General features: G+C 75.7%; 17 protein-coding genes. 15 read left to right on the top strand and 2 right to left on the bottom strand.

The genetic code is table 11. From position 1 onward, the window contains the following. Nucleotides 1-7 precede the first annotated feature (7 nt). From OZ948_12660 to lpxK, 10 genes are all read left to right on the top strand, one after another. Nucleotides 8-1834 (top strand): lipoprotein-releasing ABC transporter permease subunit, encoded by a 1827-nt coding sequence (locus tag OZ948_12660; protein ID MEB2345585.1) that lies wholly within the window; start codon nt 8-10, stop codon nt 1832-1834. Continuing rightward, nucleotides 1827-2546 carry an ABC transporter ATP-binding protein gene (locus OZ948_12655; GenBank protein ID MEB2345584.1) on the top strand — a complete coding sequence of 240 codons (720 nt, stop codon included), beginning with the start codon at nt 1827-1829 and terminating at the stop codon, nt 2544-2546. Before OZ948_12660 ends, OZ948_12655 begins: the two co-directional genes overlap by 8 nt. A gap of 182 nt (nt 2547-2728) precedes the next feature. Continuing rightward, complete coding sequence (gene bamA / locus OZ948_12650; protein MEB2345583.1) at nt 2729-5947, top strand: outer membrane protein assembly factor BamA; 3219 nt, start codon at nt 2729-2731, stop codon at nt 5945-5947. A gap of 53 nt (nt 5948-6000) precedes the next feature. Next, the gene (locus OZ948_12645; GenBank protein MEB2345582.1) at nt 6001-6522 is read left to right on the top strand and encodes an OmpH family outer membrane protein; all 522 of its coding nucleotides are present in this window, start codon (nt 6001-6003) and stop codon (nt 6520-6522) included. A 6-nt stretch (nt 6523-6528) separates the two neighbouring features. Next, the gene (gene lpxA / locus OZ948_12640; GenBank protein MEB2345581.1) at nt 6529-7305 is read left to right on the top strand and encodes an acyl-ACP--UDP-N-acetylglucosamine O-acyltransferase; all 777 of its coding nucleotides are present in this window, start codon (nt 6529-6531) and stop codon (nt 7303-7305) included. A 6-nt stretch (nt 7306-7311) separates the two neighbouring features. Beyond that, entirely contained in the window at nt 7312-8160 is an 849-nt protein-coding gene (gene lpxI / locus OZ948_12635) for a UDP-2,3-diacylglucosamine diphosphatase LpxI (protein MEB2345580.1), read from the top strand. Nucleotides 8161-8216: 56 nt separating this feature from the next. Beyond that, nucleotides 8217-9173, top strand: coding sequence for a Gfo/Idh/MocA family oxidoreductase (locus tag OZ948_12630; protein ID MEB2345579.1), 957 nt, complete (start codon nt 8217-8219; stop codon nt 9171-9173). Continuing rightward, nucleotides 9170-10312, top strand: coding sequence for a lipid-A-disaccharide synthase (gene lpxB / locus OZ948_12625; GenBank protein ID MEB2345578.1), 1143 nt, complete (start codon nt 9170-9172; stop codon nt 10310-10312). Before OZ948_12630 ends, lpxB begins: the two co-directional genes overlap by 4 nt. Next, nucleotides 10293-11576 carry a 3-deoxy-D-manno-octulosonic acid transferase gene (locus OZ948_12620; GenBank protein MEB2345577.1) on the top strand — a complete coding sequence of 428 codons (1284 nt, stop codon included), beginning with the start codon at nt 10293-10295 and terminating at the stop codon, nt 11574-11576. Before lpxB ends, OZ948_12620 begins: the two co-directional genes overlap by 20 nt. An 11-nt stretch (nt 11577-11587) precedes the next feature. Further along, on the top strand, nt 11588-12640 hold the full coding sequence (gene lpxK, locus OZ948_12615) for a tetraacyldisaccharide 4'-kinase (GenBank protein ID MEB2345576.1): 1053 nt from the start codon (nt 11588-11590) through the stop codon (nt 12638-12640). Nucleotides 12641-12644: 4 nt separating this feature from the next. Here the strand turns inward: lpxK and OZ948_12610 are convergent, their stop codons facing one another. Together OZ948_12610 and OZ948_12605 are read right to left on the bottom strand one after the other, a co-directional pair. Continuing rightward, nucleotides 12645-13487 carry a hypothetical protein gene (locus tag OZ948_12610; protein ID MEB2345575.1) on the bottom strand — a complete coding sequence of 281 codons (843 nt, stop codon included), beginning with the start codon at nt 13485-13487 and terminating at the stop codon, nt 12645-12647. A gap of 31 nt (nt 13488-13518) precedes the next feature. Beyond that, a complete protein-coding gene (locus OZ948_12605) occupies nt 13519-14640 on the bottom strand; it encodes an LptF/LptG family permease (protein ID MEB2345574.1) in 1122 nt (373 codons plus the stop codon). Nucleotides 14641-14788: 148 nt separating this feature from the next. On the opposite strand from OZ948_12605, the gene OZ948_12600 reads away from it, so the two are divergent. The 5 genes from OZ948_12600 to rfaE1 are packed head-to-tail and all read left to right on the top strand — an operon-like array spanning nt 14789 to nt 20113. After that, on the top strand, nt 14789-15868 hold the full coding sequence (locus tag OZ948_12600) for a glycosyltransferase family 9 protein (GenBank protein ID MEB2345573.1): 1080 nt from the start codon (nt 14789-14791) through the stop codon (nt 15866-15868). 51 nt (nt 15869-15919) lie between these two features. Beyond that, a complete protein-coding gene (gene waaF, locus OZ948_12595; protein ID MEB2345572.1) occupies nt 15920-17017 on the top strand; it encodes a lipopolysaccharide heptosyltransferase II in 1098 nt (365 codons plus the stop codon). Beyond that, nucleotides 17014-17985, top strand: coding sequence for a glycosyltransferase family 2 protein (locus tag OZ948_12590; protein MEB2345571.1), 972 nt, complete (start codon nt 17014-17016; stop codon nt 17983-17985). The genes waaF and OZ948_12590 overlap by 4 nt, the downstream gene beginning before the upstream one ends. Then, nucleotides 17982-19097 carry an NAD-dependent epimerase/dehydratase family protein gene (locus tag OZ948_12585; GenBank protein ID MEB2345570.1) on the top strand — a complete coding sequence of 372 codons (1116 nt, stop codon included), beginning with the start codon at nt 17982-17984 and terminating at the stop codon, nt 19095-19097. Before OZ948_12590 ends, OZ948_12585 begins: the two co-directional genes overlap by 4 nt. Then, the gene (rfaE1, locus tag OZ948_12580; protein MEB2345569.1) at nt 19094-20113 is read left to right on the top strand and encodes a D-glycero-beta-D-manno-heptose-7-phosphate kinase; all 1020 of its coding nucleotides are present in this window, start codon (nt 19094-19096) and stop codon (nt 20111-20113) included. Before OZ948_12585 ends, rfaE1 begins: the two co-directional genes overlap by 4 nt. Nucleotides 20114-20121 lie beyond the last annotated feature (8 nt).

Below are 20121 nucleotides of genomic sequence, written 5' to 3'. Positions count from 1 at the left end.
GGCGCCGGTGGGAACCCTGCAGGCGCTCTGGCAGGTGGTGGGCGCGACGGGCGGAGCGCTCGCGCTGGCCTTCATCGTGCTGCTCGCGATCGGGCTCGTCGCGCTGACGGTGCTCTTCGGCGGTGCGGCGCTGGTGGTGCTCGAGCGCTTCGCCCGGCTCGAGCGGCGCTGGCCGACGACGCTCGCAGCGTGGGCGCTCGCCAGCGTGGCGGCCGCCTGGGTGGGGCTCGACGTTGCCCTCCCCGGGGCCTGGACGCGGCGCGCCGAGCTCGTGACCACGCTGCCGGCCGCGCTCGCGGCCGGCGCGGTCGCGGTCGCGGTCTCGATGGCGATCGTGCGCCTGCTGCTCGCGATCGCGCGCCCGCGCACGCTGGCCGTGCTGGCGGTGGTCGCCGGCGCGCTCGGCCTGCTCGCCGTGCTCCCCGTGCCGCCGGTTGCGTGGCTCGGGCTCGCAGCGCGGCAGGGGCTGGCAGCGGCCGGGCTCGCGTTGCTCTTCGCGCTCGGTGCCCTCGTCCTGCTCGGCCTCGCGCCGCTCGGCGCCGCCGGGCTCGCCGACACGCGCGGCGGCGTCGAGTGGTTCGTGGCGGTGCGCTACCTGGTCGCGAAGCGCCGCCAGACCTTCATCTCGGTGATCACCTCGATCTGCGTGGCCGGCGTCGCGGCCGGCGTGTGGCTGATCATCACGGTGCTCTCGGTGATGAACGGCTTCGAGCGCACCTGGCGCGACGAGATCATCGGCAACCGCGCGCACTTCACCGTGCAGAGCGGGCTCGGGCCCTTCGGCGACTGGGAGCAGGTGCTGGCGCGGGTGCGCGAGGTCCCCGGCGTCGCCGCCGCGTCGCCCTTCCTGCAGGCGGAGGGGATGGTGCGCGGTGACAACGGGGAGATCGTCGGCGTGCGCGTGCAGGGCATCGACCCGACCCGGATCGGCGACGTCACCGACCTGCGCGACGACCTGATCGCGGGCTCGCTCGAGGATCTCGCTGCCGCGCCCGAGGGCGAGGACGGCGCGCCCGGCATCGTGATCGGCGACCAGCTCGCCGGTGCGCTCGGGCTCTCGGTCGGCGACCCGCTCCTGCTGGTCTCGCCCTTCGGCGGGCCGCCGACGCCGCTCGGGCCCTCGCCGCGGCTCTCGCGCTTCCGGGTGGCGGGCGTGTTCCGCTCCACCTTCTTCCAGTACGACGAGGTCGTGACCTACGTGAGCCTCGCCGCGGCCCAGGATTTCCGCCGGCTCGACGGCGACGTGGTCGACGGCCTCGAGGTCCGCACCGACGACCTCTACCGCTCGGCCCAGATCGGCGAGCAGGTGGAGCAGGCGCTCGGCTTCCCGTTCTTCAGCCGCGACTGGAAGGAGTTCTTCCCGGCCTTCTTCCAGGCGCTCAAGACCGAGCGGGTGATGATGTTCGTACTGCTCACGATGATCATGGTGGTGGCGGCCTTCGCGATCGTCGTGACGCTCGTGATGATGATCATGGAGAAGGCCGGCGACATCGCGATCCTGAAGGCGATGGGCGCGCGCGACGCCGCGATCGAGCGCATCTTCGCGATCGAGGGCGCCTTGATCGGGCTGGTCGGCACGGTGATCGGCGTGATCGCCGGGATCGCCGTCACCACGCGCCTCGACTGGGTCCAGCGCCAGGTCGAGGCGATCACCGGGATCGACGCGCTGCCGGCCTCGGTGTACCAGGGCATCTCGCAGCTCCCGGCCGAGCTCGATCCGCTGCAGATCGCGGTCGTGGTCGGGATCGCGATGGCGCTCGCGCTGGGAGGCACGCTGATCCCGTCTCGCCAGGGGGCTCGTCTCGATCCCGTCGAGGCGCTCCGCTATGAGTGAATCCGAGCGCCCCTACGCGGGCCCGCTCCTCGAGGTGAAGGGCCTCGGCAAGCGCTTCGTCACCGCCGACGGCGAGCTCGAGGTGCTGCGTGGGATCGACTTCCAGCTCGCGGCCGGCGACCGGGTCGCGATCGTGGGGCAGTCGGGGGTGGGGAAGTCCACCTTCCTGCACCTGCTCGGCGCCCTCGACCACCCGAGCGCGGGCAGCGTGCGCTTCCGCGGCGAGGACGTCTTCGCCAAGCCGCCCGACGAGCTCGCGCGCTTCCGCAACCAGTCGCTCGGCTTCGTCTTCCAGTTCCACCACCTGCTGCCCGAGTTCAGCGCGCTCGAGAACGTCATGATGCCGGGCCTGCTGCGCGGCCTGGGCTTCGCCGCGATGCGCGAGCGGGCGGCGGCGATCCTCGCCGAGGTGGGCCTCGCGGCGCGACTCGAGCACCGCACCGGCAAGCTCTCGGGCGGTGAGCGCCAGCGGGTGGCGGTGGCGCGCGCGCTGGTGCTGGATCCGGCGCTGGTGCTCGCCGACGAGCCCACCGGGAACCTCGACCCGGCCACCGGCGAGCGGATCGGGGAGCTCCTGCTCGAGATGAACCGCACGCGCGGGACGGCGCTCGTGGTCGTCACCCACAACGAGCGTCTGGCGCGCCGGCTCGGCCGGATCGCGGTGCTGCGCGAGGGGGCGCTGGGGGAGGGGGAGGTCTTCCCCGAGACGTGACTCCGCCTTTAAATCCGCGTGTTCTCGACGAAAATCACGGTCGCGCGGGCTTGCCCCCGCGATTTTCCGCCTCTACCATCCGCCGCCGAATCCCCCTCCGTACCGCCAACGACCGGCTCCCGTCCGGATCGGAGGACCGTTTGCGCGCCCACAGCGCTCCCTGCGCCGACAGGCTCGGCTCCGTGCGGCCCCTGCTCTCGATCCTGCTGGCGGCGTTCGCAGCGGCCCTCGGGCTCTTCGGGTCGGCCGCCCAGGCCCAGGAGCCGGTCAAGGTCCTGGTGGCGGTGCTGCCCTTCCAGGTCCACAGCGAACGCGACCTCGCGCCGCTGGTCGGCTCGCTCGCCGGCCAGCTCACGGCCCGCCTCGAGGCGAGCGGCAAGGTCGAGGTGGTCGACACCGTGGTGGTCCGCGAGGCGCTGGTGGCGCACGTGGCCGGCGAGCGCACCGAGGAGGTCCTGCGCCAGCTCGCGCGCGAGCTCGGCGCGCAGTGGGTCGTGCAGGGCAGCCTCACCGAGCTGGCCGGCGCCTACAGCCTGGACGTGACGGTGACGCCGGCCGGCGAGACGATCCCCTCCCGCACCATGGTCTTCACCGCCGACGGCGACCCTGAGCTGCGCGTGCGCGTGGACGAGCTCTCCGACCGCGTGCTCGAGATCGTGTCGGGCGGCGCGGCGCCGGGCGGGCAGGTGGTCGAGGTGCGCATCGAAGGCGCCGCGGGGCAGGAGGACGCGATCCGCCGCGAGCTGCGCGTGCAGCCCGGCCGTCCCTTCGAGGGCGACGCGTTGCGGGCCGACGTCGAGCGGCTGCGCAAACGTCCGGGCTTCGCGAGCGCGGAGTCCGCGGTCGAGCGCGGGCCAGGCGGCGTGGTCGTGACCTACCGGCTGGTCGCGTCGGAGCGGATCCTCGGCGTCCCCGAGGCGGGCCGCGGCGGCGACCGCGTCGCCGAGGTGCGCATCACCGGCAACAAGCGCATCGAGGCCGACGCGATCCGCGCCCGCATCTCGACCCAGCCCGGCCAGCCCTACGACCCCGCGCGGCTGGCCGAGGACGTGCGCCAGGTCCACGCGCTCGGCTTCTTCGAGAACGTGCGGGTGCTCTCGGAGCCCTCGCCGGCGGGCCGCATCCTGACCTTCGAGATCGAGGAGAACCCGGTCGTCCGCCAGATCACGATCGCCGGCAACGACTCGATCGACTCCGACCGCATCCGCGACCAGTTGACGCTCACCACCGGCGCCACCCTCGACCTGCCGCTGCTCTACGAGAACCGCGACCGCATCGAGGCCCTGTACCGCGCCGAAGGCTACTACCAGGCGAAGGTCGGCTACGACGTCGCGGCGCTGCCCAACGACGCGGTGGCCGTGAACTTCGAGGTCACCGAGGGCAAGAAGCTGCGGCTCGAGGAGATCCGCTTCGAGGGCAACGCGCACTTCACCAACAAGGAGCTGCGCAGCGGGATGCGCACCAAGGTGTGGCGCCCGTGGTCCTACCTGACCCGCTACCTCGACAAGTCGGGCACCTACGCCGAGCCGGTGTTCATGCAGGACCTCCAGCTCGTCGAGCGCAAGTACAACGACGCCGGCTACCTGCGCGCGGAGGTCGGCGAGCCCGACGTGACCACCGAGAAGGACGGGCTGGTGGTCACGGTGCCCGTGACCGAGGGCGACCGCTACAAGGTGGGCACGCTCGACGTGAGCGGCGATCCCACCGTGACGGGCGCCGACCTGGAGGACGAGTTCACGCTCTCCGACGACGAGTGGTTCAACCGCTCGCACCTGACCCGCGACGTGGACATGGTGACACGGCGCTACACCGACCGCGGCTACTTCTACGCCAGCGTGAACCCGCTCACCAAGGTCGACGAGACCAGCAAGATCGTGGACGTCGTCTTCGACGTGCAGAAGGGCCCCCTCTACTTCGTGCGCCAGATCGACATCCAGGGCAACACGCGCACGCTCGACCGCGTCGTGCGCCGCGAGATGCAGCTCGTCGAGGGCGAGCTCTACTCGGCGCGCAAGCTCCAGGCCTCGAAGCTGCGCCTCGACGGGCTCGGCTTCTTCGAGGAGGTCAACTTCGAGCCCACCCGCACCGAGGACCCGGACGCGCTCGACCTCGACGTGTCGGTGGTCGAGAAGTCGACCGGCGCCATCTCCTTCGGCGCCGGCTACTCGACGGCCGACTCGATCGTGCTCTCGGGCAGCATCAACCAGGCGAACCTCTTCGGGCGCGGCTACGGCGTGCGGCTGGCGGTCGACATCGGCGGCCAGCGCGACCGCTTCTACGGCCAGTTCGTGAACCGCCGGCTCTTCGACAGCGAGTTCAGCCTGGCCGCCACCGGCTACCGCTCCGACGTCCAGTACGAGGACTTCGAGCAGACCAGCACCGGCTTCGACGCGAACCTCGGCCGCTCGCTCGACGAGGCCAACCAGCACCGCGCCTTCCTGCGCTACTCCTTCGCGCTGCGCGAGATCGAGGCCGACGACGAGATCAACGCCTCCTCGCCGATCTTCCGCGAGTTCCTGCAGGACGACACGATCACGAGCCTGGCCGGCCTCTCCTATCGCGTGGACACGCGCAACGACCGGGTCCTGCCGACCGGCGGCTACGAGGCCGGCGTGTCGCTGGAGGGCGCCGGGCTCGGCGGCTTCACGAAGTTCGCGCGTGTGGAAGCCCGCGCCGCGCTCTACCGCGGGATCCCCGAGTGGCTGCCGATCCCGCTGCGCGAGAAGTCCTCGGTCGTGCTGGCGGGCCGGCTCGGCTACACGCTGCCCTTCAACGACGTCGGCGACTACGACGACCTTCCCGCCGGCCCGCTCTCCTGCTTCGGCAACGGGGAGGTGTGCTCGCTCGTCGACATCGACACGGACATCGAGCTGCCGCTCTCGGAGCGCTACTTCCTCGGCGGCCTGGGCTCGTTCCAGCTACGCGGCTACAAGGCGCGCTCGGTGGGTCCCCGGCGCTCGATCCTCCAGGAGAACCTCAACATCTTCGGGGAGGGGACCGGCGCCTTCCGGCCGAAGGGCCGCAACGCCGACGGAACCTGTCCGGGCGGGAGCGACTCGGACTGCAACTCGCTCGACGACAAGGACGACGACGATTTCGCCGATCTCGACGACACCGACGTGATCGGCGGCAGCCAGTTCATCTCGCTGACGGCCGAGTACCGCTTCCCGATCTCGGAGGCGCTCGGCCTGGTCGGCATCCTCTTCCTCGACGCGGGCGACGCGATGTACGAGGACGAGTTCCTGCTCGAGGCGACCGAATGGCGCTACGGCACCGGCGTGGGTGCGCTGTGGTTCTCGCCCTTCGGCCCGCTGCAGGCCTTCGTCGGCTTCCCGATCAATCCGCTCTCCGTCGAGGACGCCTACGTCTTCGAGTTCTCGGTGGGCGGCTCCGCCCTGTGATCCCGCTTCGCAACCGCGGCGTGACCTGCTGGCGCCGCTCGTGGGGGTGTTCCATGCGTGCGCTTCGTTCCGTCGTTCTCGCTGCGGCGGTGCTGCTGCTCCAGGCCGGTGTGGCCTCGGCCCAGGAGGCCGTCAAGATCGGCGTGGTCGACATCGACCAGGCCATCAACGCGACGGAGCAGGGCAAGTCGGCCCGGGAGGAGCTGAACAAGAAGCGCAAGGCGGGCGCGGCCCAGCTCAAGCCGCTGATCGACAAGGGCCGCGCGCTCTCCGAGGAGCTGCAGAGCAAGCGCTTCGTGCTCTCGGAGGAGGCGCTCTACCAGAAGCAGCTCGACCTCGCCAAGATCCAGGCCGACGTCCAGGCGCAGATGACCGCGCTCGAGAACGACTACAAGATCGCGCAGGAGGAGCTGCTGAACCCGCTGCGCAAGAAGCTCGTCGAGACCATCGACGAGATCGCGAAGAGCGAGGGCTTCACGGTCATCATGGAACGCAACACGCCGGGCCTGCTCTACTCGAAGGAAGCGCTCGACGTGACCGACAAGGTGATCGCCCGCTTCAACAAGAAGGGCTAGCGCCGGTTGCCGCGGATCCATCCCACCGCCGTCGTCGACCCCGCCGCCAAGCTGGCGGACGACGTCGAGGTGGGCCCGCTCTCCTACGTCGGGCCGGGCGTGGAGCTGGCCGGCGGGGTGGTGGTGGCCAACCAGGTCAGCCTCACCGGCCTGACCCGGGTCGGCGAACGCACCCGCATCCACCCGTTCGCGGCGCTCGGCGGCGATCCCCAGGACAAGACCTTCGCGGGCGAGCGCACGCGGCTCGAGATCGGCGCCGACAACGTGATCCGCGAGGGCGCGACCCTCCACGTCGGCACGCCGCGCGGTGGCGGCTGCACCCGGATCGGCGACGACAACCTGATCATGAACGGCGCCCACGTGGCCCACGACTGCCAGGTGGGCTCCCACGTGATCGTGGCGAGCTTCGTCGGCCTGGCGGGCCACGTGGTGGTCGAGGACCACGCGGTGCTCGGTGCCTACACGGGCGTGCACCAGTTCGCGCGGGTGGGCGAGTCGGTGATGACGGCGGCCAACTCGATGCTCTCCCAGGACGCACCGCCCTTCGCGATGGTGGCGGGCGACCGCGCCCGGATCGCGGGCCTGAACGTCGTGGGGGCGCGGCGGCGGGGCCTCTCGGACGAGGCGGTGCGCGCGCTCAAGCACGCCTTCCACCTGCTGTTCGCCTCCAAGCTGCGCTTCGAGTCGGCACGGGCGCGGGTCCGCGAGGAGCTGCCGGACGCGCCCGAGGTGGAGCGCCTCGTGCGCTTCCTCGAGAGCTCGACGCGCGGCTTCTGCCGGTAGACCGCGATGGCGGACACGCTCGGGCTGGTGGCGGGGCAGGGGCGCCTGCCCTTCGAGGTCGCGCGCGGGGCGCGCCGGGCGGGCCGCCGGGTCTGGGTGGCCGCGCTGCGCGGATTCGCCGATCCCGCCCTCGCGGCCGAGGCCGACGCGCTGGCCTGGCTGCACGTCGGGGAGCTCGCGGCACTCCTGGCCGGCCTGCGGGCCGCGGGCGTCCGCGAGCTCGTGCTCTGCGGCCTCGTGCCGAAGGGCCTGCTCTTCGCGGATCCCTCGCTGGTCCGGCTCGACGCCGCCGCCGCGCGCCTGCTCGGCGGGCTGCACGACCGCCGCGACGACGCGCTCCTGCGCGCGCTCGCCGACGCGCTCGAGGCCGAGGGCTTCGCGGTGGCGTCCCAGGCGGCCTACACGGGCGAGCTGCTGGCGCCGGAGGGCCCCCTCGGCGCCGTCGCGCCGAGCGCCGCGCAGCTCGACGACGTGGCCTTCGGCTGGCCCATCGCGATGGCCCTCGGGGCGCTCGACATCGGCCAGACGCTGGTGGTGCGCGAGCGCACGGTCCTGGCGGTCGAGGCGATCGAGGGCACCGACGAGGCGATCCGGCGCGGCGCGGCGCTCGGCCGCGGCGCCGTCTCGGTGCTGAAGATCCGCAAGCCGAGCCAGGACCCCCGCCTCGACGTGCCCGTGGTCGGCCCCGAGACGATCGCGACGCTCGCCGGGGCGGGCGCGCGCCTGCTCGCGATCGAGGCCGGGCGCACGCTCGTGCTCGAGCGCGCCGAGCTGGTCGCGCGCGCGGACGCGGCCGGCGTCTGCGTGCTCGGCGTTGCCGCCGGCGCAAGCCCGCCGCCGGGCCGCCCGGAGTGAACGCCCCGGACCCTCCCCTGAGCCCGCCGCTCCCGGCGCGCGGGAGCCCCCCGGCGGTGGCCGGCCGCCGGCTGCGCGTGCTCGTCGTGGGCGCCGGGCACATGGGCCGCCTCCACGCCGTGAAGGCGGCCCACGCGCTGCCGGCCGACGTGACCCTGTCCGGCGTCGCAGACCGCCACCTCGACCGCGCCGCCGTGCTCGCGCGCGAGCACGGCGGCGTGCCTGCCGCGAGCGACCCGCGGGCGCTCGCGGCGGCGGCCGACGCCGCGATCGTGGCGGTGCCCACCGTCGCGCACGCCGCTGTGGCGGGAGCCCTGCTCGACGCCGGGCTCGACGTGCTGGTGGAGAAGCCGATCGCCGCCACGCTCGCCGAAGCCGAGGAGATGATCGCCCGCGCGCGGCGGGCCGGGCGCGTGCTCCAGGTGGGCCACCTCGAATGGCACAACCCGGCCCTGCGCGCGCTCTTCGGGCGGATCCGTCGGCCGCGCTTCGTCGAGGCCCACCGGCTGGGTCCCTTCCCCGCCCGCGGCACCGACGTCGACGTGGTGCGCGACCTCATGATCCACGACCTCGACGTGGTGCAGCGCCTGTTCGGCGAGGAGCCGGCCTCGCTCGAGGCGGTCGGTGTCCCGGTGCTCTCGGAGCAGGCCGACCTCGCGAACGCGCGGCTGCGCTTTCCGGGCGGTGGCGTCGCCAACCTGACCGCGAGCCGCGTGTCGCCGACGCCGCTGCGCAAGCTGCGGATCTTCCAGGCGGACGGCTATCTATCGGTCGACTTCCTCGCCGGCAGCGCGCTCCTCGCCCGGCGGGTCGAGGGCCGGGAGGGGGCGCGCATCGACGTCGAGCCGGTCCCCGTCGAGCCCGGGGACGCCCTGACGGCCCAGCTGCGGGCCTTCGTTGCCGCCGTGCGCACCCGTCGCGACGAGGCGGGCAGCGCCGAGGCGGGCGCGCGCGCGCTGCGCACCGCCCTGCGGGTCGTCGCGGCGATGCCGCCCGCGAGCGAGCTCGCGTGACGCGCGTCCTGGTCTCGGCCGGAGATGCCTCGGGCGAGGCCCACGCCGCGGACCTCGTGCGGGCGCTCGCGGCCCGCCTGCCGCAGGCCCGCTTCGTGGGGCTCGGCGGGCCGGCGCTCGAGGCCGCGGGCGTCGAGCTGCGCGTCCCCCTGCGCGACGTGGCCGTCGGCGGGCTCGTCGAGGTCTTGGGCCACGTCCCCCGCGTGCTCGCCGCGTGGCGCTCGCTCGAGGCAGCCGCCCGCGAGACGCCGACCGCCCTCGCCGTGCTGGTCGACGCCCCGGACCTGAACCTGCCGCTGGCCCGCCGGCTGCGGCGCGCCGGGGTTCCCGTGCTCTACTACATCGCGCCCCAGGTGTGGGCCTGGCGGCGCGGCCGGACCGCCAAGATCGCGCGCCGCGCGGACCGGCTCGCGGTGATCTTCCCGTTCGAGGTCGGGGTCTTCGCCGGCACGGGCCTCCCGGTGAGCTTCGTCGGCCATCCGCTCGTGGACCGCATCCGGGCCGCGGACCCCCCGGACCGGACGCGCGCGCGCGCCGCCCTGGGACTCGACCCGGCGCGGCCCCTGCTGCTGCTCCTGCCCGGCAGCCGCCGCAACGAGGTGCGGGGCATGCTGCCCCTGCACCTTGCCGCGGCGGCAGCCCTGCGGGCGCGCGTGCCGGACCTGGCGGTCGCCCTGGCGCTGGCTCCGACCGTGACCCGCTCCGACGTGACGCCAGCGCTGGGGGGGCTGGACGTGGTGGTGGTGGAAGGGCGAGCCTACGAGGCCATGGCCGCCGCCGACGTCGCCCTCGCCAAGCCGGGCACCGCCACGCTCGAGCTGTGCCTGCTCGGGACCCCCTTCGCGGTGATGGGGCGCGCGCACCCGCTCTCGGCCGCGATCCTGCGCCGGCTCGTCCGGCTGCCGTCGTGGACGCTCCCGAACCTGCTGGCCGGCGCTCCGATCGTGCCCGAGTTCCTGCAGCAGCAGGCGCGTCCCGAGCGGGTCGCGCTGGCGCTCGAGGAGCTCCTGGCGGGGCCCGCGCGCGAGCTCCAGCGCCGCCGGCTCGCGGCCGTCGCGCGCGGGCTCGGGCCGGGCGGCGCGGCGGCGCGGGCGGCGGCGATCGCCGAGGAGATGATCCGTGGTCGCGTGGCCGCTTAGGCAGGCGGGCGCGGCGCTGCTGGCCGCTGCGGCGACGCCGCTCGGTGTTGCCGCGCTGGCGCTGCGGCCGAGCTGGCGGGTAGGCCTGGGCGAACGGCTCGGGTTGCGCACGCCGGAGATCGCCGCGCCGGTCTGGGTGCACGGGGCGAGCGTCGGTGAGATCCTCGCCGCGACGCGCCTGGTCGACGCGCTGCGCGCGCACGGGCACGCGGTGCTGGCCTCGACGACGAAGCCCACCGGGCGCTCGGTGCTGGCACGGGTGCGCCCCGAGGTGCCGCGCCGGCTCGCGCCGCTCGACCATCCCTGGTGCGTCGCGATGGCGCTCGAGCGGGCGGCACCGGCCGCGCTGGTGCTGGTCGAGACGGAGCTCTGGCCGCACTGGATCGCCGCCGCCTGGCGCCGGGGCGTGCCGGTGGCGGTGGTCTCGGCGCGCATCTCGGACCGCAGCTTCGGGCGCTACCAGCGGGTGGGCGCGCTGGCGCGCCGCACCCTCGCGCGGCTCTCGGCGGTGGGCGCACGCACGGCGGAGGACGCGCGCCGCTTCGTGGCGCTGGGCCTGCCCGAGGAGTGCGTCGAGATCACCGGCGATCTCAAGCTCGAGCCTCCCCTCGGCGAGCCCGCGCTCGCGCCGGAGCTCGAGCGCGCGCTCGCGGAGACGCCGTTCTGGGTCGCCGCCAGCACGCACGCGGGGGAGGAGGAGGCGGCGTTGCACGCGCTCTCCGCGGCCGAGGCGGCGGGCGTCCCGACCGCGCTGGTGCTGGCTCCCCGCTATCCCTACGACCGCTCCGCCGAGGTGCGGCGCGTGGTGGCGGCACACCGGCGGAGGCTCCGCGTGCGCTCGCGGCTGGGCGAGATGGAGCCGCTGGCGCCGGGCGAGGTGCTGCTGCTCGACAGTCTGGGCGAGCTGCCCGGCGTGATCGCCCGCGCGCGGCTCGCCTTCGTCGGCGGCTCGCTGGCGCCGGTGGGGGGACACAACGTGGTGGAGCCCGCGCTGGTCGCGCGCCCGGTCGTCTTCGGGCCCCACACCCACCAGGTCCGCGACGCCGCCGCGCTGCTGCTGGCCAGCGGCGGCGGGCGCCGGGTCGCCGACGCCACCGAGCTGGCGGCGGCGGTGATCGAGTGGCTGCGCCATCCGGCCGCTGCCAAGGACGCGGGCGACGCGGCACGCCGCGCCATCGAGCCGCACCGCGGCGCCACCCGGCGCTGCCTGCGGCTGGTCGAGCGGATGCTCGAGGACGCGGCGGCGCAGCGGCCGGCCGGTTGACACGAATCGGCGTGGGATCACCGCGGGCGCCGGGCTGGCTCGAGGATCCGGCCCCCGGCCCGCTCGCGCGCGCGGCGCGAGCGCCGCTGGCGCCGGCCGCCTGGGCCTGGGAGGCGGGGGCCTGGCTGCACCGCCACGCGCGGGGCGCGCGCTTCCGAGCGCCCGCGCGCCTGCCGTGCCGCGTGGTCAGCGTCGGCAGCGTGGTCGTCGGGGGCTCCGGGAAGACACCGGCGGCGGCGTGGGTGGCGTCGGCCCTGCGCGCGCGCGGCCACGCGGTCGCGATCGCGAGCCGCGGCTACGGGCGGCGCGGCCGTCACGAGGTGCTGGTGGTCTCGGACGGGCGGCACGTCCGGGCGTGGCCGCACGAGGCGGGCGACGAGCCGGCCGTGCTGGCTGCGCACGCGCCCGGCGTGCCGGTTCTCGTCGGCCGCGACCGCGCGCGGGTCGGCCAGCACGCCGTGACGCTCTTCGGCTGCGACGTGCTGGTGCTCGACGACGGCTTCCAGCACCACCGCCTCGCGCGCGACGTCGAGCTGCTGGTCTTCGACGGCGGCGGGCTCGGCAGCGGCCGGCTCCTGCCGCTGGGCCCCCTGCGCGAGCGCCTCGGCGAGGTGCGCCGCGCCGACGCGCTGCTCGTCGTCGACGGCCCGCTTCCGGAGCGCGACGCCGAGCGTCTGGAGCGCGCGGCACCGGATGCTCCGCGTTTCGCAGCCCGCCGCCGGCCGGTGTCGCTGCGGCCGCTGCGCGGCGGGGCCCCGCGCGCGCCGGTCTGGCTGGCCGGCCGCCCGCTCGGCCTGCTCTCGGGCCTCGCCCGGCCCGCTGCCCTGCGCCGCACGGTGCAGGCGCTCGGCGCGCAGGTCACCGCCGAGCGCACCTTCCCGGACCATCACCGCTATCGACCCGAGGACCTCCGCCGCCTGGCCGGGCTCTGGGTCACGACCGAGAAGGACGCCGTGAAGATCCTCCCGAGCTGGTGCGAGGGCGTGGATCTGCAGGTCCTCGCGATCGAGCTCGAGCTCGCCGAACCGGAGGCGTTCCTGGGCTGGCTCGGCGCGCGCCTGTAGCCCCTCAGGAGGGGTACAGGAGGGCGTGTCGCGCGAGCCGCCGGCGCTCGGCGGGGAGCCGTGCGAGCAGCGCCTGGCGGAGCGCGCGATCGCCGGCCGTGTAGGCGCGCAGGAACCAGAGGGCACCGCGTGGTCCGCCGGCGGCCGCGAGCAGGCCGCGCTTGTGGAGCGAGCGGTACAGGCGCATGAGCTGGGCCATGCGCGCCGCCGCGCCCTGCGGAGCGCCGGCACGCGCGCCGTCGAGGTCGACGATCCAGACGGCGACCCGCTCGCCGCCGTCGCGGACGAGGAGGTTGCCCGCGTGCAGGTCCGGGTGGGCGCCGCCGACGTCGTGGAAGCGGCGCACGGCCTGGCCGGAGGCGGCCAGGATCCGGCGCAGGTGGACGCGCGGCGGCGGCGCGGCGAGCAGCGTCGCGGCGTCGACGGCATCGTCGACGAAGGCGGTCCCGAGCGCGGCGTTCCAGACGGCGCCGCGGCGCCAGGCGATGGCGAAGAGCGGCCGCGGTACCGGGGCGCCGGCCCCGCGCAGGCGCGCCGTCACGGCGAGCTCGGTGAAGGGGCGGCGCGCGTCCGCGAGCGCACCGCCGAGGAGCGGCGCGAGCCAGCCGCCGCGCCGGAGCCCGCGCAGCGCCACGCGGCCGGCCCCGCCCGCGAGCGTGGCGACGGCGATCGGCGCCCGGCCCCGCGCACCCTGCGCCTCGGCGAGCCGCGCGCGCACCCGCTCGGGGTCGAGCAGGCCGGCGGCGGCCAGCGCGGGCTCGAGCGCGGCGTCGGCGGCGATCCGCAGGCCCGGCGCCTCGCGCCAGGCGAAGCCGGCGGGCGCGGGATGCCGCGGGGGTGCGCTCACGGGTGATCCCACCTCCGCTGCCCCGGGCGGCCTACGAGGCCGTGCGCCGCAGGCGCCAGAGCAGCACCCCGGCGGCGAGGGCGAACGCCGCGTTCGGCACCCAGAGCGCGAACGCCGGCGGCAGGCTGCCGCTCTCGCCGAGGAACTCGCCGAAGGTGAGCAGCGTGTAGTAGGCGGCGGTCAGGAAGGCGCAGGCCAGGAAGCCCCAGGAGCGGGCTGCGCGCGTGCGGCTCGAGCCGAGTGCGACGCCGAGCACCGCGAAGAGCAGCGGCGCGAAGGGCAGCGCGAGCCGCCGGTGGTACTGGGCGCGGAAGTCGTTCGGGTCGCGGCCGCCGCGCGCGGCGGCGTCGAGCGTGCCCTGGTCGGCCTCCGCGATCGCCTCGCGCAGCTCGTCGAAGCGCATCTCGCGCGGGCGCGTACTGCCGCCGCGCTCGAACAGCGCCGTGGCGTCGATCGCGTACTCGAAGCGGTCGAAGACGATCCGCTGGTGGTGCTCGGCGTCCCGGTTCTCGAAGTGGACGTCGCCGTGCTCGAGCTCGAGCCGGATCGTGGTCGTGCCGGGGTCGAAGTGGAAGCGCCCCTGCTCGGCAAAGACCAGGAACGGGCGCCTGGGGTCGCTGCGGTCGGCCACCAGGATCCGGCGCAGCCCGTTCTCGCGGTCGCGTGCCTGCACGTAGACGACGCGCGGGCCGATCGCGCGGAAGCGGCCCGGCTCGAGCAGCCCGCCGCGCGAGGCCACCTCGGCCAGCAGGCTGCGCAGCTCGCGCCGCGCGGCCGGCTCGCCGTGGACCATCAGGAGGCCGGTCGCGACCGAGACGAGAACCCCGAGCGCGAGCGCGGGGCCGAGCACCGCCCCGAGCCCGAGCCCGCAGGCGCGCATCGCCGTGAGCTCGGCGTCCGCCGACTGGCGCGCGGCCGCCGCCAGCACGCCGAACAGGAAGCCGACCGGGATCGAGTAGGCGGCCACCAGCGGCATCAGGGTGCCGAGCAGCTCGAACACGTCGCTCCACGAGAAGCCGACCGCCAGCAGGGCGGGAAGCCGCTGCGCCAGGTTCTGGGCCAGCATGATCACGACGAAGCCGGCGAAGCCGAGGCCCGCGTAGAGCGCGATCTCTCCGGCGACGGAGGCGGCCAGCGTGCGGGAGACGCGCATCGGCGCGTATGCTAACCGGGCCGTCCGCAGGGTGCCGAAGCGCACGGAGGCGGCGGCGCGTGCGAGGCGGCGGGGCCGCGCGACCGGGCGAGCGCGTCCCCGGCGATCGCGGCCCCAGCACTCCGGAGGTCGATTCCTGGCCATCTGCGTGAACCCGCTCCGGCACCCGCCCGCGGCCGACCGGATCCTGCTCGTGCGCCTCGGCGCGATCGGGGACGTGGTACGCACCCTGCCGGCCGCCTCGGCGCTGCGCGCCGCGTACCCGGGCGCGCACGTGGCCTGGCTCGTCGAGCCGGCGTCGCGCAGCGCCGTCGAAGGACAGCCCTGGGTCGACGAGGTGCTCGTCTTCCCGCGCGCGGAGCTCGCCGGCGCCCTGCGCCGGCTGCGCCCGGGCCGCTTCGCCGCGGCGCTCCTCGGGTGCGTGCGCGCGCTGCGCCGGCGCCGCTTCGACCTCGTCGTCGACTTCCACTCGATCGGGAAGAGCGCGCTGCTCGCGCGCGCGAGCGGGGCGCCGGTGCGGGTGGGCTATGCGGCCCCGTTTGCGCGCGAGGGCGCCTGGTGGCTCGCGACCGCCCGCGCGAAGCTCGCGGCCAGGCGGCTGTCGCGCTTTGCTCGCAACCTCGCCCTGGTCGAGTTCCTGGGCGTGCCGGTGGCGCCGGACGCAGCACCGCTGCGCGCGGGGGGCGACGCCCGCCGGCGGCTCGGCGACGCGCTCGGCCCGGGCCCAGCGCCGGTCGTGCTGCACCCGGGCACCAGCGCCGATACGCCGCACAAGCGCTGGAGCGCCGGCGCCTGGGCCGCCGTCGCGAGGGGCCTGGCCGCGGAGGGCCAGCGCGTTCTGGTGAGCCACGGCGCTGCCGCGGAGGAGCGCGCGCTCGCCGAGGCGATCGTCGCGGGATCGGACGGCGCGGCCCGGCTCGCGCCCGCCACGGCCGGCCTCGGCGAGCTGGCGGCGCTGCTCGGGCAGGCGCGGCTCTTCCTCGGCAGCGACAGCGGGCCGCTGCACGTCGCCTCGCTGGTGGGAACGCCGGTCGTGCAGCTGCTCGGCCCGACCGATCCGGTCGAGAACGCACCGCATCCGGGCACCCCCTCGCGCTCCGTGCGCGTCCCGGTGGCGTGCAGCCCCTGCCGGCGCGGGTGCGCGTCGGCCCCCTGCATGGCGCGGATCGGGCCGGACGCCGTGCTCGCGGCGGCGCGCGCGCTGCTGGCGGCCCCCGAGCCGGGGTAGTACCCGTCTCGCGAAGCGGCGCCCGAGGGGCGGCCGCCGGGCGGAGGGCTGGTGGCCGAGCGCATCCTGGTGCGCGCTCCCAACTGGGCGGGCGACGTCGTGATGGCCACGCCCGGCCTGCGCGCGCTGCGCGCCGGGCGCCCGGGCGCCCACGTCGCCGTGCACGTGAAGGCCTCCCTCGCGCCGCTGCTCCGGGGGGCACCCTGGATCGACGAGATCGTGCCGCTGGCCTCGGCGGGGCGCGGGGCGGGCGCCCTCGTGCGCGAGGGCGTCGGGCTGCGCGCGCGCCGCTTCGAGCTCGGCCTGTGCCTGCCCGACTCCTTCTCCTCGGCGCTCCTCATGCGCTGCGCCGGCGTCGGGCGGATCGTGGGCCATGCCACCCAGGGTCGCCGCGTGCTGCTCCACGTCGCGGTCGCGCCGCGCCCCGGTCTCGTGCCGCGCGAGCAGCAGGTGCTCGACGTCGTCGCGGCCGCGGGTTGCCCTGCGCAGGGCCCCCACCTCGAGCTCTTCGTCCGCGACGAGGAGGAGCAGGCCGCGCGCCACGCGCTGGCTGCGGCCGGGATCGGTGCCGGCGAGCCGCTCGCGCTGCTGGCGCCGGGCGCCTCGTTCGGGCCCGCGAAGCGCTGGCCCCCGGAGCGCTTCGCCGCGGTGGGCGACGCGCTGGCGGCGGCAGGCGCGCGGGTGGCGGTGATCGGCGCGCCCGACGAGGCGCCGCTCGCCAGCGCGCTCGCCGCGGCGATGCGCGCGCCAGCCGCGCTCCTCACGGGGCGGCTCGACCTCGGCGCCCTCAAGGCGGTGGTGCGGCGCGCGCGTGTGCTGGTCTGCAACGACGCCGGCGCACGCCACGTGGCGGTGGCGTTCGGCGTGCCCGTGCTCGCGCTCTTCGGCCCGACCAGCCTCGCCAAGACGAGCTGGAACCTGGAGCGGGTCCGGGCCTTCGCCGCCGACGTCGGGTGCCGGCCCTGCTACCGGCGCCGCTGCCCGATCGACCACCGCTGCATGACGGGGATTGCGAGCGAGCGCGTGGCCGCCGCAGCCGTCGAGGCGTTCCGCGATCCCGAAGGCTTCCGCGGCGACGCGGCGCGGCAGCTGCTGCGCGAGCCCGCGGCGCCGCTGGCGCCGGCGCGACGCCGCTCGGTGCCGGCGTGAGCGACCTCTCGATCGTGCTGCTCACCTGGAACGGGCGCGAGCTCGTGCTCGCCTGCCTGGCCTCGATCGAGCGCGCCCTGCGCGGCCCCGGGGCCTCGCTCGCGGTCGAGACGCTGGTCGTCGACAACGGCTCGGGCGACGGGACCGTCGCGGCGGTGCGGGAGCGCTTCCCGTGGGCCGAGCTGGTGGCGCTCCCGCGCAACCTCGGCTTCGCGGCGGGCAACAACGCCGGCCTCGCCCGGGCGCGCGGTCGCTACGTCGCCCTCCTCAACAACGACACCGAGGTCCTGCCGGGCTGCTTCGAAGCCTGCGTGCGGCACCTGGACGCGCACCCCGGCGTCGGCGTCGTGGGGCCCCAGCTCCTGCACCCCGACGGGCGGCTCCAGAACAGCATCCACAACGCGCCGACGCTGCTCGGCGAGCTGGTGCCGCGCGGGGTGCTCGAGAGCGTGTGGCCGCGCCGCTTCCCCTCGAAGCGCTTCCGCCACGACGGACCCCTCGAGGTCGAGGCGGTGCTCGGCGCCTGCATGGTGGCGCGCCGCGAGGCGCTGGAGGCCGTCGGCCCGCTGCCCGAGGACTACTTCTTCTTCCTCGAGGAGACGGACTGGCTGTTCGCGATGCGCGCGGCGGGCTGGCGCGTCGTGCACCTGCCCGAGGCGCGCCTGCTCCACCACCACGGCGCCACCACCAAGAAGCGCGTCCCGCTCGCGACCCGCATCGAGTACCACCGCTCGCTCTACCACTTCTTCCGCAAGCGCCGCGGGGCGGGCCGCGCCGCCGCCGTCGTCGCCGTGCGGGTGGCGAAGCTCGTGCTCGCCCTGCTCGCGCTGGCACCGCTCGCGCTCGTCGTGCCGCGTGAGCGCGAGCGCTGGCGCGAGCGCGCGGCGATCCTCGCCTGGCACCTGCGCGGCTGCCCGGCGTCCTGGGGGCTCGCGGGCATCCGGGCGCAGGCGGAGGGTGCGGCGTGAGGGTGCTGGTCACGGGGGGCGCCGGCTTCATCGGCTCGCACCTGGTCGATGCGCTGCTCGCGCGCGGCCACGAGGTCCGGGTGCTCGACGCGCTCGAGGCGCAGGTGCACGGTCCCGAGCGCAAGCCGCCGCCGTGGCTGCCACCCGCGGTCGACCTGCGCGTCGCCGACCTGCGCGATCGCGCGGCCGTGCGCAACGCGCTCGCGGACGTCGAGGCCGTCTTCCACGAGGCCGCGGCGGTCGGCGTCGGCCAGTCGATGTACGAGATCGAACGCTACGTGTCCGCGAACACGCTCGGCGCGGCCGTGCTGCTCGAGGAGCTCGTGGAGCGGCGCGGCCAGCTCCGGCGCGTGGTCGTGGCGTCGTCGATGTCGCTCTACGGGGAGGGCGCGTACCGGGACGCGGAGGGCCGGACGGTCCACCCCGGCCTGCGGCCGGCCGCGCAGCTCGAGGCGCGCCGCTGGGAGCCCGAGGACGCGCGCGGGCGGCCGCTCGCGCCGGTCCCGACCCCGGAGTCCGCGCCGATCGCGCCCACCTCCGTCTACGCGGTGACCAAGCGCGATCACGAGGAGCTCTTCCTGGCGGTCGGGAACGCCTACGGCATCCCGACCGTGGCGCTGCGCTACTTCAACGTCTTCGGGACGCGCCAGGCGCTCGGCAACCCCTACACGGGGGTGGTCGCGATCTTCTCGAGCCGGCTGCTCAACGGCCGCGCCCCGGTACTCTTCGAGGACGGCCGCCAGACCCGGGACTTCGTCCACGTCTCGGACGTCGTGGCCGCGAACCTGCTCGCGATGGAGAAGGACGAGGCCGTGGGGCGCATCTACAACGTGGGGACCGGGCGCGCGACCGCGATCGTGGAGGTGGCGGAGGCGCTCGCGCGCGCGCTCGGCGTGGCCGTCGCACCGGCGTCGACGGGGCAGTTCCGGGCGGGCGACATCCGGCACTGCTTCGCCGACGTCGAGCGGATCACCCGGGAGCTCGGCTTCGAGGCGCGCACCTCGCTCGCGGCCGGCCTGCGCGAGCTGCTCGGCTGGCTGCGCACGCAGGCGCCCGAGGATCGCGTTGCGGAGGCGCGCGGCGCCCTCGAGCGCCGGGGGCTCGCGCGATGAGGCCCGCCCGCCTCGAGCTGCGCCGGCTGGAGAAGCTCCTCGACGGCTTCCGCCACGTCCGCCTGCTCGTGGTGGGGGACGTGGTGCTCGACGAGTACCTGTGGGGCGAGGTCGAGCGGGTGAGCCCGGAGGCGCCGGTGCCGGTCGTGCACGTGCGCCGCGAGTCGATGGTGCTGGGCGGGGCGGGCAACGTGGTGCGCAACGCGGTGGCGCTCGGGGCGTCCTGCGACTTCTGCGCGGCGATCGGTGACGATCGCGCCGGCGATCGGGTGCTCGAGCTGCTCGGCGAGCTGGGCGTCGATCCGGCCGGGATCGTCCGCGTCCCCGACCGGCCGACCACGCGCAAGACGCGGGTGGTGGCGCGCTCGCAGCAGGTCGTGCGCTTCGACCGCGAGACCAGCGAGGCGGTGCCGCCGGGGCTGGCCCGGACGCTGCTGGCCGCCGTCGACGCCGCCCTCCCGCAGGCCCACGGCGTCGTGCTCGAGGACTACGGCAAGGGGCTCCTGGCGCCGCGCCTGCTGCGCGCCGCGATGCGCCGCTTCGAGGCGGCAGGGGTGCCGGTGTCGGTGGACCCGAAGGCCGACCTCGCGGCCTACCGCGGCGCCACGCTGGTCAAGCCGAACCTGCGCGAGATGGAGGCGCTGGCGGGCGCCCGCATCCAGACCCGCGACGAGCTGGCGCGGGCCGCCGAGCGGCTGCGCCGGCGGCTCGGTGGCGCGGCGCTGGCGGTCACGCGCGGGGCCGCCGGCATGACCCTGTTCGGGGACGACATCGAGGGCGTGGACGTGCCCACGCCGGCGCGCGAGGTCTTCGACGTGCAGGGGGCGGGCGACACCGCGATCGCGGTGCTGGCGCTGGCGCTGCGGGCCGGCGGCTCGCTGCTCGAGGCGGCGGTGCTCGCCAACACGGCGGCCGGGGTCGTGGTCGGCAAGATCGGAACGGCGACGGCGAGCCCCGACGAGGTCCGCGAGCGGCTGCCGGCGGCGCTCGCGGCGGTGCAGGGCGAGCTCGCGTGATCCGGAGC

The organism is Deltaproteobacteria bacterium (assembly GCA_035063765.1).
GTDB lineage: Bacteria > Myxococcota_A > UBA9160 > UBA9160 > PR03 > CAADGG01.
This window is presented reverse-complemented; position numbering and strand designations above follow the sequence as displayed.

What these genes read in the sequence shown, in the direction of transcription:
- OZ948_12655 (MEB2345584.1), top strand. Translation starts at nt 1,827, where the DNA reads ATGAGTGAATCCGAGCGCCCCTACGCGGGCCCGCTCCTCGAGGTGAAG.
- OZ948_12645 (MEB2345582.1), top strand. Translation starts at nt 6,001, where the DNA reads ATGCGTGCGCTTCGTTCCGTCGTTCTCGCTGCGGCGGTGCTGCTGCTC.
- lpxI (MEB2345580.1), top strand. Translation starts at nt 7,312, where the DNA reads ATGGCGGACACGCTCGGGCTGGTGGCGGGGCAGGGGCGCCTGCCCTTC.
- OZ948_12605 (MEB2345574.1), bottom strand. Translation starts at nt 14,640, where the DNA reads ATGCGCGTCTCCCGCACGCTGGCCGCCTCCGTCGCCGGAGAGATCGCG.
- rfaE1 (MEB2345569.1), top strand. Translation starts at nt 19,094, where the DNA reads ATGAGGCCCGCCCGCCTCGAGCTGCGCCGGCTGGAGAAGCTCCTCGAC.